Source organism: Ktedonosporobacter rubrisoli, from assembly GCF_004208415.1.
GTDB lineage: Bacteria > Chloroflexota > Ktedonobacteria > Ktedonobacterales > Ktedonobacteraceae > Ktedonosporobacter > Ktedonosporobacter rubrisoli.
Window position 1 is genome coordinate 4105827 of the sequence record NZ_CP035758.1, and the last position, 15178, is coordinate 4121004.

General features: G+C 47.1%; 17 protein-coding genes and 1 pseudogene. 5 read left to right on the top strand and 13 right to left on the bottom strand.

Annotation, left to right across the window (positions count from 1 at the left end):
* Positions 1-49 precede the first annotated feature (49 nt).
* The 4 genes from EPA93_RS18125 to EPA93_RS18140 all read right to left on the bottom strand — a co-directional run bounded on the left by EPA93_RS18125 (position 50) and on the right by EPA93_RS18140 (position 4314).
* A complete protein-coding gene (locus tag EPA93_RS18125) occupies positions 50-1270 on the bottom strand; it encodes a 6-phosphofructokinase (protein ID WP_129888859.1) in 1221 nt (406 codons plus the stop codon).
* A gap of 389 nt (positions 1271-1659) precedes the next feature.
* A complete protein-coding gene (locus EPA93_RS18130; RefSeq protein WP_129888860.1) occupies positions 1660-2403 on the bottom strand; it encodes a FadR/GntR family transcriptional regulator in 744 nt (247 codons plus the stop codon).
* A 677-nt stretch (positions 2404-3080) separates the two neighbouring features.
* Positions 3081-3869 (bottom strand): type I methionyl aminopeptidase, encoded by a 789-nt coding sequence (gene map, locus EPA93_RS18135; RefSeq protein WP_129888861.1) that lies wholly within the window; start codon positions 3867-3869, stop codon positions 3081-3083.
* A gap of 148 nt (positions 3870-4017) precedes the next feature.
* Entirely contained in the window at positions 4018-4314 is a 297-nt protein-coding gene (locus tag EPA93_RS18140; protein WP_129888862.1) for a helix-turn-helix domain-containing protein, read from the bottom strand.
* 231 nt (positions 4315-4545) lie between these two features.
* Here EPA93_RS18140 and EPA93_RS18145 point away from each other — a divergent pair.
* Positions 4546-4776: pseudogene (locus EPA93_RS18145) on the top strand (thiamine pyrophosphate-binding protein); the annotation flags it as partial.
* On the opposite strand, the gene EPA93_RS51000 reads toward EPA93_RS18145, so the two are convergent.
* Complete coding sequence (locus tag EPA93_RS51000; protein ID WP_129888864.1) at positions 4721-6712, bottom strand: recombinase family protein; 1992 nt, start codon at positions 6710-6712, stop codon at positions 4721-4723. The pseudogene EPA93_RS18145 and the gene EPA93_RS51000 sit on opposite strands and share 56 nt — an antisense overlap.
* A 632-nt stretch (positions 6713-7344) precedes the next feature.
* Here EPA93_RS51000 and EPA93_RS18155 point away from each other — a divergent pair.
* Complete coding sequence (locus tag EPA93_RS18155) at positions 7345-7593, top strand: hypothetical protein (RefSeq protein ID WP_129888865.1); 249 nt, start codon at positions 7345-7347, stop codon at positions 7591-7593.
* Between the two features lie 68 nt (positions 7594-7661).
* On the opposite strand, the gene EPA93_RS18160 is transcribed toward EPA93_RS18155, so the two are convergent.
* Both EPA93_RS18160 and EPA93_RS18165 read right to left on the bottom strand, forming a co-directional pair.
* Complete coding sequence (locus EPA93_RS18160) at positions 7662-8135, bottom strand: hypothetical protein (RefSeq protein ID WP_129888866.1); 474 nt, start codon at positions 8133-8135, stop codon at positions 7662-7664.
* Between the two features lie 12 nt (positions 8136-8147).
* Complete coding sequence (locus tag EPA93_RS18165) at positions 8148-8477, bottom strand: hypothetical protein (RefSeq protein ID WP_129888867.1); 330 nt, start codon at positions 8475-8477, stop codon at positions 8148-8150.
* Between the two features lie 268 nt (positions 8478-8745).
* Between EPA93_RS18165 and EPA93_RS18170 the strand changes: the two genes are divergently transcribed.
* Together EPA93_RS18170 and EPA93_RS18175 are read left to right on the top strand one after the other, a co-directional pair.
* Positions 8746-8955: a hypothetical protein gene (locus tag EPA93_RS18170; protein ID WP_129888868.1), complete on the top strand. Its 210-nt coding sequence runs from the start codon at positions 8746-8748 to the stop codon at positions 8953-8955.
* Positions 8956-9005: 50 nt separating this feature from the next.
* Complete coding sequence (locus tag EPA93_RS18175) at positions 9006-10526, top strand: ATP-binding protein (RefSeq protein WP_129888869.1); 1521 nt, start codon at positions 9006-9008, stop codon at positions 10524-10526.
* A 31-nt stretch (positions 10527-10557) separates the two neighbouring features.
* Here the strand turns inward: EPA93_RS18175 and EPA93_RS18180 are convergent, their stop codons facing one another.
* From EPA93_RS18180 to EPA93_RS18200, 5 genes are all read right to left on the bottom strand, one after another.
* Complete coding sequence (locus tag EPA93_RS18180) at positions 10558-11352, bottom strand: ParB N-terminal domain-containing protein (RefSeq protein WP_129888870.1); 795 nt, start codon at positions 11350-11352, stop codon at positions 10558-10560.
* Positions 11353-11548: 196 nt separating this feature from the next.
* Entirely contained in the window at positions 11549-11959 is a 411-nt protein-coding gene (locus tag EPA93_RS18185; RefSeq protein WP_129888871.1) for a hypothetical protein, read from the bottom strand.
* Positions 11960-11972: 13 nt separating this feature from the next.
* Positions 11973-12365, bottom strand: a complete 393-nt coding sequence (locus EPA93_RS18190) for a hypothetical protein (RefSeq protein WP_129888872.1) — start codon at positions 12363-12365, stop codon at positions 11973-11975.
* 180 nt (positions 12366-12545) lie between these two features.
* Positions 12546-12914, bottom strand: coding sequence for a hypothetical protein (locus tag EPA93_RS18195; RefSeq protein ID WP_129888873.1), 369 nt, complete (start codon positions 12912-12914; stop codon positions 12546-12548).
* On the bottom strand, positions 12899-13192 hold the full coding sequence (locus tag EPA93_RS18200) for a hypothetical protein (protein ID WP_129888874.1): 294 nt from the start codon (positions 13190-13192) through the stop codon (positions 12899-12901). Before EPA93_RS18200 ends, EPA93_RS18195 begins: the two co-directional genes overlap by 16 nt.
* 372 nt (positions 13193-13564) lie before the next feature.
* On the opposite strand from EPA93_RS18200, the gene EPA93_RS18205 reads away from it, so the two are divergent.
* Complete coding sequence (locus tag EPA93_RS18205) at positions 13565-14872, top strand: hypothetical protein (RefSeq protein ID WP_129888875.1); 1308 nt, start codon at positions 13565-13567, stop codon at positions 14870-14872.
* A gap of 75 nt (positions 14873-14947) precedes the next feature.
* Here the strand turns inward: EPA93_RS18205 and EPA93_RS18210 are convergent, their stop codons facing one another.
* The gene (locus EPA93_RS18210) at positions 14948-15169 is read right to left on the bottom strand and encodes a hypothetical protein (RefSeq protein WP_129888876.1); all 222 of its coding nucleotides are present in this window, start codon (positions 15167-15169) and stop codon (positions 14948-14950) included.
* Between the last annotated feature and the right edge of the window lie 9 nt (positions 15170-15178).

Genomic DNA, 15178 nt, shown 5'->3' on the forward strand with positions numbered 1-15178 from the left:
GGACCAGCAGATGGCCACACTGCCATCTGCCTTACCTGATTCACCTTTTTCAGGCGCGCGGCTGGGGACGATAGGAACCGGTGATATGCTCAAAGCGAGGTCGATAACGTGTGGTATGATAATCGGCAGGATCAACGCGACGAGGCGAGAGATCCTTCCCGGGAATGTCAGTGCATATAAAAGCTCCATCGCGCTGCGCCGCCATAACCCCATGCTCCCCCTTCTCAACCATAGACATGATCAGGTTGGCATAGAAGATTGCCATATGCTTATCGTAAACCTCGGGCTCACCACTGCGGAGGAAATAGGTAAGATCTATTGGTAAGAAGCGAACACCCGGAAGCCGTTGAGAGAGCTGTTCACCGAGAAACTCTGCGATATTGGCCTTTTTACGATGACCATAGGCGTCGGGCTCCCCTACCTCCGGCACCGCCATGCCCAGATTTGCTCCTTCCGAAAGGACAACTGTCGAATAATTCTGCGGATTACGTCGATCCTGCGCAACCAGATCAGCAAGCACATCGACATTGGCCGGCACTTCTGGAATTAAAAGGCGATCTGCCCAGGTGACAATAGCCGTCTCCAGAGCCGTAAAGCCAGCATCGCGCCCAAACATACGAAACAGAACTGTCTCGCTATGCGAGCCCGCCGTAGAGCGCATGCGATTGATAAACTCTGCGGCCCGGCTGATCGCGGTCTGAAAGCCAATACAATAATCAGTGCCGGGAACATCATTATCCATAGTCTTAGGAATACCCCAGACAGGCACGCCTCTGGCATCCAAGACAGCTCCATAGCTCAGCGTATCGTCTCCGCCAATCACCACCAACCCATCTAAGCCAAGAAACTTTATATTGGCCATGACCTCTTCAGTGAGATCAATTCTATCATCAGGAGCGCGTCCAGCCCCATAAGAGGCAAGGTGGGGAGGAAGCTCGCCGACCCGTACCTTGCCTGGATTTGTCCGCGACGATTGCAGAATCGTGCCACCTTGTCTATCGATAGTGCGCGTCGTCAGGCGTGTTAAAGACATCAGGTACGAGCCTTGCCATGTACTTGGGTCTTCCGCGCGAAAATAGAGATTCTCAATTCCACGACTGCGATCCAGGAAGGTGATGCCCGCCCAGCCTAAACGCAGGCCGATGACGCGAATGCCCATAGGCTCTGCTCTGTAAGCCATGGCCTTAATAGCCGCGTTCAGGCCGGGAACATCACCCCCTCCAGTTAATACACCCAGAGTGCGAATGGGACTCGATGTATGTCCTGGCATAACAAAATCCTTTCCTAACAATTGTATGAGTACGACTTATTAGCCGTTTCTTAAAAGACGATTATAAGCACGTCTACGGGGAAAAGAATATCACACCAGACGAAAAAAATCTCTCATTTTTACCTCCTGGTGGTACTACTTGCTACGAAAGCTTTTCGCACGAGGAGCGCTGCTAAGCGCCTGGGCTGGCTATTTCAGAAAAGCATGCCTCTCCTCAGGCGCTTTACTATTGTGATGCTCATTAGCAATGCTTCCAGGGACATAGTGCTCCTGAGAATAGATACACCGATACGCGCCTAACCATCTGTCCATTATCAAAAAGCGACCATCCGCGTATCTTCAGCGTATTGTGAGCAGCATCAGAGATCCAGCAATGTGCAGCCCCAGGCTTATACGAGGATATCAACACTGAGCCGTTTTCGCACATTTTGCTGATATATCAGCAAAATGTCTTCTATATGGCTCCTCATATCTTGAGCCGCATTATCCGCATCGCCTTCTTTTATCGAGTTAAATATTTTCTCTTGCTGCTCTACTATATCAAGCAGCAAGTGATGCTCATCATCCATTAACATCTTTACTACTCCACGCAAGATCTTTAAAACGAAGGCGACCGTCTCAGCTAAAAATATGTTATGTGCCGCCTGCGCTATCCCCAGGTGAAAAGCATCGTAGTTCTCTATAAACTGTTTCCACTGTTCTGTTTCGGCCCCCTGTCGGCAGAGGGACAAAAATTTATCAAGCGATCGTAACTCGGCCAATGTAATGCGCTCAGCAGCCAGACGAGCCGTGAGCATCTCTTGCATAGAACGAAACTCAAAAAGAGCGCGTATATGCTCCGGATCAACAGGCATAGAGAAGTTTATAGCTGCTGCTGCTAAGGGTTGCGTTCCATCGCCCACGTATGTGCCGCTGCCACGGCGCGTTTTCACATGTCCACTTGCCGTTAAAATCTTTACAGCTTCCCGCACCATAGCTCTGCTAACCCCGAGTTGTATCCCCAATTTCTGCTCGGTAGGCAAGCGATCACCAGGCTGCAAACCTGATATCTTTATAAACTCAATTATTCTGGCAGCTACTATTTCATATCCTGGCCGATATGTGCTACCATTCTCCTTGGTGACGAGCGTCATATTTCTCCCTCACTGGCTAATAACATCTCTTAACTGTTATACGCCCAATAGCATGAATCATCCTTCATTTTCTCGTAGCAAAGATTACACTTACTTACGATCTCTCAGACCCGGGATTATACAAGCTTCTTCCTCTACATCTTTCCCGCTTTTTACTTGTTTATCGCTGTCTGGAACTATGCAAGAGGACTCATGCCCTAAAGATAATCTGAATTCTGGAGTGAACGATTTGTATACTGCTCCCGAATTGTAGCATACAGCTTTATATATGACAAGCGATATTTTATTTATCGGACAAAAGCCCAAGGAAACGTATTAGTTGCACTCGGTTTGGCGTATTTCAACCAAGAAATAGAACTTGCTCGAAATATCAATAATAGCAACAGAACACATAGTATACCATATCTCATAGTATTAGTATCCCCAAACCACTTAAGTAGGAATAAACCATAGAACAAATCACATTATCCTATCTCTGCAAGAAAGATGTACACGTGGGGAGTATAGGCAGTGTTAAAGTGCATCTACCTATCTTGTGGGCAAGAGTGGGCGGATAGAAAGGTGGAGAGAAGAAAAGGTAGCTTGCACACCGGTTCTGCTCACGATTAGCTAGAGCATAAAGAATCCGGTGCGCAAATCCCTGGCATAGAAGATATTTCCCCTGCTAGTTTCTCTACTCAGGGCAAAGTCAACAGTTCCGGAGCTCCATCGGTAACAGCGAGCGTATGCTCAAACTGCGCGGAGAGCGAACCATCAGCAGTGCATATTGTCCAGCGATCAGCAAGTAGGCGTGTCTGGGGCTTGCCTACATTAATCATAGGCTCAATGGTAAAAACCATACCAGTCCGCAATTTTAGTCCTGTCCCGGCTCTACCGATGTGCGGAACCTGCGGATCTTCATGTACCGAATGACCTACGCCGTGACCAACCAGATCACGCACAACCGAGAAGCCCTGAGCCTCTGCATAGCTCTGGATCGCAGCCCCAATGTCGCCCATATGATTGCCAGCGCGCGCCTGCTCAATCCCTAGTTCCATAGAACGTCGAGCAGTATCTACCAATTTCTGCGCTTCATCATCAAGTTTGCCTACCGCAAAGGTCGCACAAGAATCGCCTACCCAGCCCTTATAGCGCACCCCAATATCGATGCCAATAATGTCCCCATCTTTGAGATATTGTGTAGAGCTGGGAATTCCGTGACAAATAACATTGTTGATTGCCACACAAATTGTAGCCGGGAAAGGGGGTACTGCCGGCTGTCCGGCTCGCGCCGCTCTCGCTCCATAACCTTTATAGACAGGGATAGCATCCTTGCTGCGGATAAAGTCTTCGGCGATTTTATCAAGTTCTGCAGTGCTAATCCCTGCCTTGATATGTGGGCGTAGAACCTCATATGTTTGTCCTACAATGCGCCCAGCCTCGCGCAAGAGAGCGATCTCCTGACGCGATTTTATCATTATAGCCATGTTTTCTCTCCTGTTGTCATGCAATATCATCCCTTAACAAAATCTGTACATTTCGCTCTTTTCGACTTTCGCCTCATATGCTAATCAAGCGCCGAAGCAGCAAGCATGCTGCAGTAGTTGTTGCATCGCATTGCTCCAGGCTTACTCACTATGCGTGCATCTCATAGCCAGGCTGTAGAGCAGCAGCACCATCCTCATCAGATCTTTCCCAGACAAGCAGATCGGCGATAGAGACATTCATATATCTGCTGAAGTAGTTGAGAAGACGATCCAGCGTTGCATAGTCAATACGCTGACTACGCCCCATATTCAGGGCTGCCAGCACACTTAGCGAGACTCCACTTTCGCAGGCCAAACGGCGTAAGCTCAGAGCCGGCTTTCCTTGTTGGGCCCGTTCGAGATTGACGCGCGCAAGCAAGATTCGTAGCTGGCATGAGATTGTCACAATAGTCCTCCATAAGTACTTTTCTAGTCCACATCATCAGCAGTTATAGCTAATACTAACAGCGCTGTTATGGGATGTCAACACATTACAATTACTTAGCAAAACAATTCTCGGCCAGAGTGCTCGGCCTTCCTGTTTTCGCTCTACATAGATGTGATTTAATGTAAAGGGTGGCACGAAGGGCCCACTAACGACCGCTTGTACTGATATATTTCAGGAAGGACAGACAAAGTGAAAAACAGGCAGCATCTTACTGGTGCGCAGGCAATCACCGCAAGTTTACGCGCGCACCATGTCGAGACTATTTTTGGTATTCCTGGTGTGCATACCTTATCACTCTACGAGGCTCTACGCCACGAGGCTGGTCTACGCCACGTTCTCGCGCGACACGAACAGGGCGCGGGCTTTATGGCCGAAGGATATGCGCGCGCCAGCGGAAAAGTTGGCGTTGTGACGACCATTGCGGATTTTTGTCACCTATTACTAATCTGTGCTCTTCTGCATATACAACGTCATCATAGCAGACATGATAAAAATCTTTATATCCATCACTGCTAGCTACTCCCTTTGTCCTTCTGACTTCCATCTCAGAGGCCATAGCTTTTATAGCAACCCAGCATCTAGTAGGTAGAGCTCTGACTATATCCATAGCTGGAGCAGTAGAATAGAGATTTCGTAATAGCTCCTTTTCCTCGTCTGTCCACGACCCGCCATGTGTACGTAATCGTACATGTGCTATATCAGTGTCCCAATCGATTCTTTTCCAGTCGATTTCTATTTTTGCCCAACCAGGAGCAGGCCGAGACAGGGTAACCTGACGGACTAAGCTACCAATGAAACGTAACTTCTGCTGAAATGGAATTTGCGGCCATGCCTGAATAAGATCAGGAAGCAGAGTATATATTGCGTATTGTATCTCTTCATCTGGCTCTACCTTTTCTTTCGCGTGCTCTAAATCCTGCTTTAGCTTTGCTATTCTTTTCTCCAGTTTAGCACACTCACTTGCTAGATCGGCTTCCATCTGTTCAGTTTTAGGAATCTTAGCATTCTTCAGTAACCTCATATTATGATCCCATTGTTCTTGAGCTTCAGCAATCAGGCCTTTAATAGTCTGCTTTATATCTTCTTTTTGCTCCTGCTCCTGGTCTAAGTCTTCTTTCCAGTCTTCACAACCCTCCCACTTTTCTAACCTCTCAAAGAATTTGGAGAGAAAGATGCTATCAATCAGTTCTACCGTAAATGCAAATTCAAAAACTCTTTCTATTTTGGCATAACTGCCATGCCGATACACATCTTTGTACTTTCTGCCTGCTCTTGTTGCATATATTTCATATCCATCAGGACCCTTCACGACTTTCTTTAATAGAGCTTGAGTTTTGCCATTCCTGACAACTCTTTCTGGCTTTTGCCTGCTTCCCTCTAGATCGTAAGCGCTTAATCTCTTATGTGCATAGATGAATAACCATTCCTCAACAATAGCAGGATGGTTATTCTCAATAAATCCACCATCTAACGGTATCCACCATCCTATATATATCGGATTAGTTAAAATGCCTATAATTCCATCCAGGCTCGGTGTATAACCCTCTGCGAATTGTCGTCGTGGTCCCCGTCTCCTGCAAGGCCTACGAAACCCCCTAGTATCTATGCCTGGCTCAAATGGAGGAAAGAGTTCATTTGGATCGTTCTCTATTTCTCGAAGCAGTTCAGGAAAATTACCATCTAGTTCAAAAAAGCGTTTGAATAGTTTTTCTACAATCTTAGCGTGAGGCTTATAGATGATATACTTCTTCTTTTTCTCGTCTGTACGATCTACGATATAACCCCAAGGAACCGGACGACCATCATAATAACCTTTATCGCTCGCCACTCGCTTACCGCCGCCGAGAATGAGTTTCATCCACTCAAGATGACGTGCTGCTTCCTCTGCTTCAAGCATGAAAACGCGTCGGCAATAATCGTCATCAAAATTGAAGTGCATACGAAGCGTAATAATCCACACACCATAAGTACGACAAGTTTTCATGATGTGAGCAGGAGTCACAAAATCAGGATCTCTAGTCAAACGATTGACATGCACGGTCCCGATCCACTTGGCTTTTCTCTTCTGGATCATTGCAAACATCCTCATCATTCCAGGTCTTTTATGAATCTCAAGAGTACCGCTTGTACCCTCGTCATCAGGAATGACTGTTATATTTCCCGTGAATCCCATCTGGCGAAAATGCTCTATAAACTTATCCGTTTGCATTTCGTAACTATGGATATTATTCCTTGTTTGATTAGGGCTCGATTGCCTAACATAGATTACACCGTCTTCATTTTTCAACTGATCAGGAAAGTACAGAGGGTAGCTGACGCTTGTACTCGCTTTCTTCTTGATTGTTCTCACGCTCATGCTTAATTCTCCTTATTTCCTTAGCAACATCCTGTAAGGTTGCATACAAAGCTCGCTTATCCTCTGGTGAAAAGCAATCATCTATCCGCTTTTCGTCGTGAGTGGATGACATCTAATCCCCCTTCTTGCTGTCATACTATGAACTTTACGTAAAGGGAGTATAGTGTCAGGTTGTTTCATGTTGCAGATCACCTAGTATATATTGGCTGTTCTCTATGAGTTGCTATTAATGTATTGGAAATAAATAAGTACTTATTTCCCCTGTTTCTGTATCAATAGCCCGTAAAATTTCATACGCTTTTTTATGAGGAATAGGGGCTATTCTCATTACATGATGTTGAATGGGAGGACCAGAGACGATTGTATCGGCATAGTCAAACTTTCTGCACTCATAGCAATTGCAGGTAATGTTAGAATGAGGTCGAGGTGTGCCATGTTGCTGCATGGTATTCTCCTTTCAGATAGACTAGCTAGCTCCTGGTCTATCTCTTTTGTTTCTCTGTTGAACTATAAACTTCCAATGGGTTAAATATAGCAAATTTTTCAACACCAGTCAACAGCAATTGATATGTCCCAACTTTGATGATATAAATAGAGGGATCAAATCAGAATTACATGCTGAGGATGAATGTATGCCAGAAGAACAAGAGGAATATATTACTATTCAAGCTGCTGCTGAAACTATTGGAGTCAAACGAGCATCCCTTTATTACTATATCAACATGCTGAGGATAGATACTCATCAATTCCTATTTGATAACCATGCCTATTTGAAAAAAGAGGATGTAGAGCTCATTAGAGAAGCAAAATCAACTCCCTGGAAATTAGGTCTTGTGAAACAAAAGAGAGGGAGAAAAAAAAAGGCGCAAGGATCAAATTAATTACTCGCAAATAAGGGTAAGGAGCCAGAGCCGTCTAGCTCTGGCTCCTCTTTTTGCTTCTCTTGCTCCTACCCACAAGCAAAAGGGGTCATCACAGAGGAGCCAGAGGCAAGGATATCTTGATAGTAGGTGGCTGTAGCCTCGACTACCCGGCCACACTGAGCGATGGACCAGGGAGTAGTAACGGCGATGGTTTGCGAGTGGTCTGAAGGCGGGTAAGAACGTGTAAAGACATCGGTTTTATCAGAAGCAGCATCATAAAGCGATACCTCATCTACTGCTGTTGTGTAGTTAGCTGGTGCCTCTACCTGGAGAGAGGCACGGAGGTATCCACAGAAATGGCCCAGAGGGGTATACATGCCTTGTAGTTGAACGATGTAGAGATAGTCATCTGGCTCTGAATAGTGTCGATCCTCAGAGATGACTCGTGACACCATACACCCCAACGGATCGGGATGCACGTAGACCAGAAGAGCGCCTATTCCTGCTAGAAACAGTGCTATGAGCAAGAGGACCAGGCCATATGTAGAGCGCTTTCTCATATCTGAACTCCTCTATCGTGGACGACGGCGAACAAGATCATATCTATACATCGGCTCTGGCCGTGAAGGGTAGATAATGCGCTCATAGAGAGCTAACACATATCTTACCGTTTGTTTTGCCTCGTCACCAGCCAGAGCAGGTAACAGCGTCTCAAGCAGTGCCTCTATCTGCTCATGTGTGGCTCGTATGAGCTCCCTTTGTCCTTCACACTCACTCCTGAGCACCCGTGGGTGTTGACGCGCACGCTTAGCAAGTCTCTCCAGTTGGCAGACGATAGGCTGAAGCTGTTGCTGTGTGACTGTTTCTATAAGAAGCCTGTACATCTTATCATCGTAGATCATGTGGTAAACCTCTTTCTCCTACTGAGGGACGATCTATGAAACAACCTTGCAGGCTACTAGGAAAATAGCCGATCAGCAAGCTTGCTAGCCCATATTGGGGGTGCGGAATTGTTCAGTAAATGGATACTTAAATAATTTATGCATCATGAATAGATCCTGTCTCTAGCTCACTTGTGCTAGGAGCCTGAAGAAGTGAGCAGAGGTAGGGTAAACTCATTGACTTAGTGAGTTTGTCTTGTCGATTGCTTTTTGAGAAGGAGAAGGAGCTATGATACGTCGGCGTTACCGTCGCTCGGAGTACCCGATCTCACCTATGGGCTATGGCTGTATGTTTCCCTCGTTTTCAACATTTCTCTTGCTGGTCCTGGTCGTTATTGTCGTCGCCTATTGGTACTCACCCTCCCTGGTAACATCGCTCTTACAGTCTGTACAAACGTTTGTCCAGTCTTGGCACTTTGATGTGCATGTAGCACATTAGCAAGCAACCTGGAGAACTCTCCAGGTTGTTTCTTTTGGAGGTTAGAAACCGTGATACGACGGGCATTTGCTTCCCTCATTATGCTCTTTGGAACCATCGTGGGCGGTATTGTCGTGGTTCTCATCCTCATTTCATTGACCTATATTAAAGCGTTTATCCCTGGAATAAGTACGCTGCTCTGGCTCCTGATAGCGCTGGCTGCATTTATCGCCTTACTCTTTGGGGTGATTTGTATCATTGCCTATGGGACGGCCTTTAGCACGAAGCACTTTGCAGATGCAAAGATCAAACAACTCGAAGTCAATCGCCGTCGTGTCGAAGAAGCAGAGTTTGAAGCGCTCAGTACGGCGCGTCGAGAAGCACTTTTTGCTGGTCCTCCCTCTGGCCAAGTCGTTGATTCGACGGTTCCAGTACGGGCCGTTTCCGCGCTTCCTTCCCTCCCAACCGGCAATGTCTCTCCCTCCAATATCACGTCACCAGGTCCCGGCCAACAACCAGGGACCGTGATGTATCGGGATATTCAAGGGAGTCTCAAACCTGGTCAGTTTTTTATGGGGATTCGGGAAGATCGAACGATTCGTACCGCCATTTGGGAGGAACAAAAGACGGTCCTTGTTTTAGGCAGTAGCGCTTCTGGCAAAACGACGACCATCATTCAAATGGCATTGGGTCATGCGAAATGGGGTGCACAACTCGTCGTCTGTGATCCCCATAGCACCAAGCCAGATGGATTACTCAGCCGTCTAGCTCCTCTGGCTCCTAGCCTCTACCCTGGAACGACCTTTGCCCAACAGTACCCGGCCATTCTGCACAATGTACGCACTGTCAAAGAGGAGTTGGTCAGACGTATTGATGGGGGGTCGTATTCCTTGCCCATCGTACTGATTGTCGAGGAATGGGATAGCTTGATGGATGATAAAGCCATTGCCAAAGAACTTACCTTTATCGTCCAGAAACTTGGACGAGAGGGACGAGGGTATCAAGTCTATGCGATCTTCGCGGCTCACAGTGCCAGAGCCGCGTTACGCGAGTCGGTCATCTCTTATGTTGTGCATCGTGTTGATAAGAACCAGGCGGCAAAGATCTTACTCCCTGAATATGCGAAATTGGTTCCCTCTCTGCCGAATGGATGGGCCTATGTCAAAGACGCCTTTGGGGCAACAGAAAAGTTACAACAAGTGCTGGTCACAGCAGAGGATGTACAGGAAGAGGCAAAACACCTGAACTTTTTCAGGAGACAACCCGTTTCACCGCCGGGAGCTCCTACACCGAATCCAGGGCCACAGCCGCCATTGCCGACCGTGGCCGATCTGTGGGCCGCACAACCCACAGCGGAACTTCCCCCAAGTCAGCCACGCATGCCAGCTATCACGCGTGATACGACTTCGCCAAGGCGGGTTGTTGATCAATTTCCTGCTCAGAATGAGGAGCTATATACCCAGCCAACAGACGAGCAACTTGTTACCCTGCTCAGTGAAGATACGGCCCCTGATCTGCCAGCAGCGGCACCCACGCCCGTAGATCTACAGAGGAGGCTGGTCAAATTAGTGCTCAGAAACCAAAAATCATGAGGAGCAGGAAGAGGAAGGGATAGCACGTATGCTATCCCTTTTTTGTGTCCTTTTTTTGGAGGGTATCAGCCGCTTTGTTGAGCGAACGAGCCAGAGCACGTAAGAGGAGTGCTGAGGATTGCGTATCCCCGCGTTGTTGAAAGTATCTGGCCAGGTTTTGCGCGCGCATGCGCTCTAAACGGCTATCAAGAAGATCTCCCTCTGAGAACTTGCTTTCAGCAGAGAAATAGGAAGAGATATTTTTTGCAAGCTTTTCTGTCTGGACGGTTACCGCTTTCTGTTTGATGGTCTCCTCATCTGGCTCTGTTGGAATGGGTTCTAGCTCCAGGCTATTCTGCTCCTGGAGTTTCTTCAGAGCTTTGGCCAAACCAGAATGATGAATCCCGGCAAGTTTGGCCGCTTCCCGAATGGAAAGCTGTTTTCCCGAGGGATCTGGAGTGATATGTAACCAGATCCCGAACGCGGTACGGGTGAGTTGATTTGCTGGTAAACCGTGCGCCAGGTTTGCAAGAAAAGCCGCGCGTACCACCTCGTACTCGGTTTGATAGTTTCGCGCAATAGCGGCAATAGTCGTTTCTCCCTTGCGTTTTGCACGTTCAAATCGGTGATGACCGTCGATGATAATATATCCCTCAAAGATGAGGACAACTTCAATAGGGGGTAACTGCTCCGAAGGCACCTCTAGCAAATGGGCTAGGTGCTCCTGGTCAAGTGGACGGGTTGCTACCGCCGCATTCGTAATAGCACTCTTGCCTAACGGTATCCCTTTTTCAATGGGAAGGGGTAAGATTTTCTCACTTTCGACGGTGATAAACTGGATTGCCATTGCTCATCTTTCCTTCTCAAACTTACAGACAATTGACACCGTGTACATCCAGATACTATAGTCAAAAAACGTCGCTTCTTCACGAGCACTAAGACACTCGTGCTACTGCGAAGATGACGAGCATACTTGACACATAACAAAAGTGTCTACCATGGTAGACACTTTGAACGAAAGCCCTTTTCAAGCCTGTTGAAGCTTATTGTGGATGCTCATCATACACCAAGGTGAGAAAGGAAACGTCTGGTTTGAGAAGATCCTGACAATACATCACCCTGGTAATTGGATCAATACGAAGCAGTTGGATAGCAGGCATCACACATGTTGTGAGTTTTGCGGCAAAGGAATCACCAGCTTTTTCAAGCATGTGTCGCGCCTGTTCCGCTTCGGCCCACTTCCAATCAAGCTGTTCTGGAGGTGCAGTAATGCGCACAACGGTGTGCTTTTGCCCGCACGTCTCAAACGTGACCTTCGCGCGCAGGGTCTTGAGTGCAGTACGGGCTACAGGGCGAAGAGCAGCGTTTTCAACCTTCCATGATATGTGTATTGGCGGTTGGCTCTGGCCCCTGTTGCCTTGATGGGCAAGGGAAAAATACTTTTCAGGATACATACGCTCTGGCTCCTTATAAGATCTGACTCCTTAATGGAACTGCCCAACCTGCCGGAAACCGAAGCAGGACGGATCGCCCGTTTTGATCTTCTAAGATGACACTGAGTGCCTCATAAATGAGGCCGGGAAAACTCACCCTCTTGACCTGAGCACCGGCAATTTCCACACCCAAAAGGAAAAGTTCAATTGCCCTTTGCTGTTCGGTCTCAGCATCAATATAGTGTATACGATGGAAGCGTAAAAATGCAGCTTGCTCTATTCCCTTCCCTTGCGGGGATTCATCCAGGTACGCGTTATAGTACGAGTATGCGCTCTGTGGCTCTGCTGTCAGATCGGGGAATTTCGCTTTCAGAGCAGGAAGCAGGATATCCTGTTCATAAGGGGCGAGTGCTATCCGGATTCTCATAGCACTCTTTCCTTTAGCGCTCTTTCCTTCCTGAGTATGCCGAGGGCCGTGCCAGCAGTTTGGAACATACGCACGGTTTGCCTATGCCCAATCACTGGCGCTATGCTCCCGTAACACCGATGGAAGTGAAGCAGACAGCGTAAAGCGAACAGATATGTGACCTGGCGTATCACCCTAGTGTCATCTTGTTGAGGAACTCGTCTTTTCATGGGTTCCCTCCTGTTTGGTAATGACAAAGCGTGTACATGACCCTTTCATCGTGACGGTTTGTATCTCCGGGTCCCTCTCAAGTATCCAGAAAGCATCCTCAACACGTAAGTGAGAGCTGTTGATAAGATCATCACTATACACTACATCGGCATGCACATTTGGTTCCTCGCGTATTGCAGGGAAGGAAAAGCTTAAGTAACATTCTTGCTTGACACCATGAGCAGTACGCACATGCTCTAAGCTCAATTCGAGGTGTAACGTAATATATCCCTCTAGAATCAGGTCTGCTCCTTTTTCAAACTGTTCTCGAAACTCGAATAAACTCAATGTTTTTTCCACTCGCATCTTCTCCCTTCTGGTCCTATCGTATCAATTGGCCCGTTGTACGTCTCTCCTGTAAGCTTGTGCAACGCTTCTCTTACCTGCTTTGCATGAGCTAGAGTGACCGCTAAATTGTGGTCAATCGACCATACGGTAATAGAGGGAACGTGAGCACAGCGGGCGATAGCAAGGTAGGTCAAGCCATGCTTGACAAGGTACTCATGAAATTGATCGGTCTTGCTCGCTAGCAAGGGTTGCGTCGGTTGGTTTGTAATGTCTATCTTCTGCCAGTTCATGATTAGGAGCTCTCCTGACATGCTACATAGAGATGTATCCAATATGATCATGTTCTCTTGTCTTCTTCTAGCCAGCGCAACGCCATTGTATTCGCTAATTCTTGCGTCATTATGTCAAGTAATGGCATACTTAAGGCGGGTCACTCGTCATTTGTATCATGGGGTAGCTGGGTGTAGAGGAACACCCAGAGTGATACAGGTAAATGGCTCGCAACCCGTTTAGGAGCATAACACTGCTAGATAGAGAAACATGGTCCTGTTTTCTTGTGTGACAGAAAAATACGACCTTTTTCTAGAAAGAACGCTCTAGACAAAGAAACGAGCAACCTCTATACTTGAATGTATTAGAGGTACTGCAAGTTAGGAGTGGTTGTGATATCAAAGGATAAGCTCAAGATCTATGTAGGCGAGTACGGCCCGATTACTGTTGGTATTGACGGGCAACTCACCTTCGGCTACCTGGTTCGCTATATACGTAGACTGCATACTATTCCGATCCATCAGGTAGCGGCTCTGTATGCACAAGTAGCCGAAAAGGACCAGCCCGTGCTAGGAAGGCGCATACGGTTTATGGAACAAACAGATGGTTTCTTTCCCAAAGATCCGAAAAGGCGTGTTGTACTGGCAAAACTTTTAAACATTCCCCCCGTATTGCTGGCCACTGTAGGCCTCGACTCGCTTTTATCTCCAGAGGAGCAGAGAGGAGAGAACACCATTATTCCCGGTCCCGTATCCCGGCATATTGACGTGGAAGAGTACTATACAGCCTTACAGACTTACTGGACTGAGGGATACCCACATGGGCTAGAATCTGCTGTAGATGATGCTATGGCTCGTATTGACAGACTTCATGATACTGTACTCTATGTTCGGACAAAGCAAAAGCAAGAGATCATCCGGCTTTTATGCGGGTTCCAGATACAGCTTGCAGAAATAGCTAAGGCGCAAAGATGCTATCAGGCAGCAAAAAGCTATCTAGCTAATGCTTTGCTTCTGGCCCGTGAAAAAGCATGCACAGACCTGTTACCTATCGTGTTGTACAGACGTGAAGTATTATTCGATGATTTGGGGGACCAGGAACAAGCCTTACTCACCTTAGAGCAAATCAAGCAAGATAAGCATAAATGGAATATTCCTGCACAATTAGAGGGTGCTGCTTTATCTATGGCCGGGTTTGCACGAGCAAGAGCAGCACGAAACGAGACGGATAAGAAAAATGCCTTGCTCTATCTTGATGAGGCTGAAAACCTTACAAGGAATGCAATAACTGACAATTATCTCTTCTTTGTTTCTTTTGACCGGGAGCGCCATTTGTTAAATCGAGCGGCTACGCTTATGCGACCCACAGAAAGAAAATTGCGCGCGCCCGAGCGGGCTCAGGAGTGCTTGTTAACAGCAGAACAAGAGCGAAAAGTCAGCGGCGAACATATAAGTAGTTGCCGCCAGCAAGATACCGATCTAATCCAGGCACAAATTTACTATGACAGGGGCTTCGATCCTATCGCCGCTGCTACCGCTGAACGGGTAGTGAATGCTCTTGACACAACCGGACAATACAAATACCTGAAACCAGTAACAGAACTATTCCAGGGCATAAAAGCACGTCATCCTTACGATGATTTTACTGTGAGTCTGGAGCTAGCCCTTATGAAAGTCCAAAATCCTCATTTGTTTCACTAGTTCTCATTATCAAAAAGTAGCCTCCCTGGAGTTCTCAGGGAGGCTTTTTCGCTAGAGAGAACCATAATCCATCCATCAAGGTAGCGCTAGCCATAATCCATCTATCAATATTGCGCTATATTTCTTTTCAATCCTCTCTGGCTCCTCTTTGCTCTCATCACAAGAGATATCTTCTTCCTCTTCTTCTCCTTCCCACTTCTCTGCACTATCAAAGTGATATTGATGTTGAAACGCTTTTGCCTCTCTTAGGATAGGCTCCAGCCAACGTGATCTATCCAATTCGTCTAAATCATCCATAATTATTTT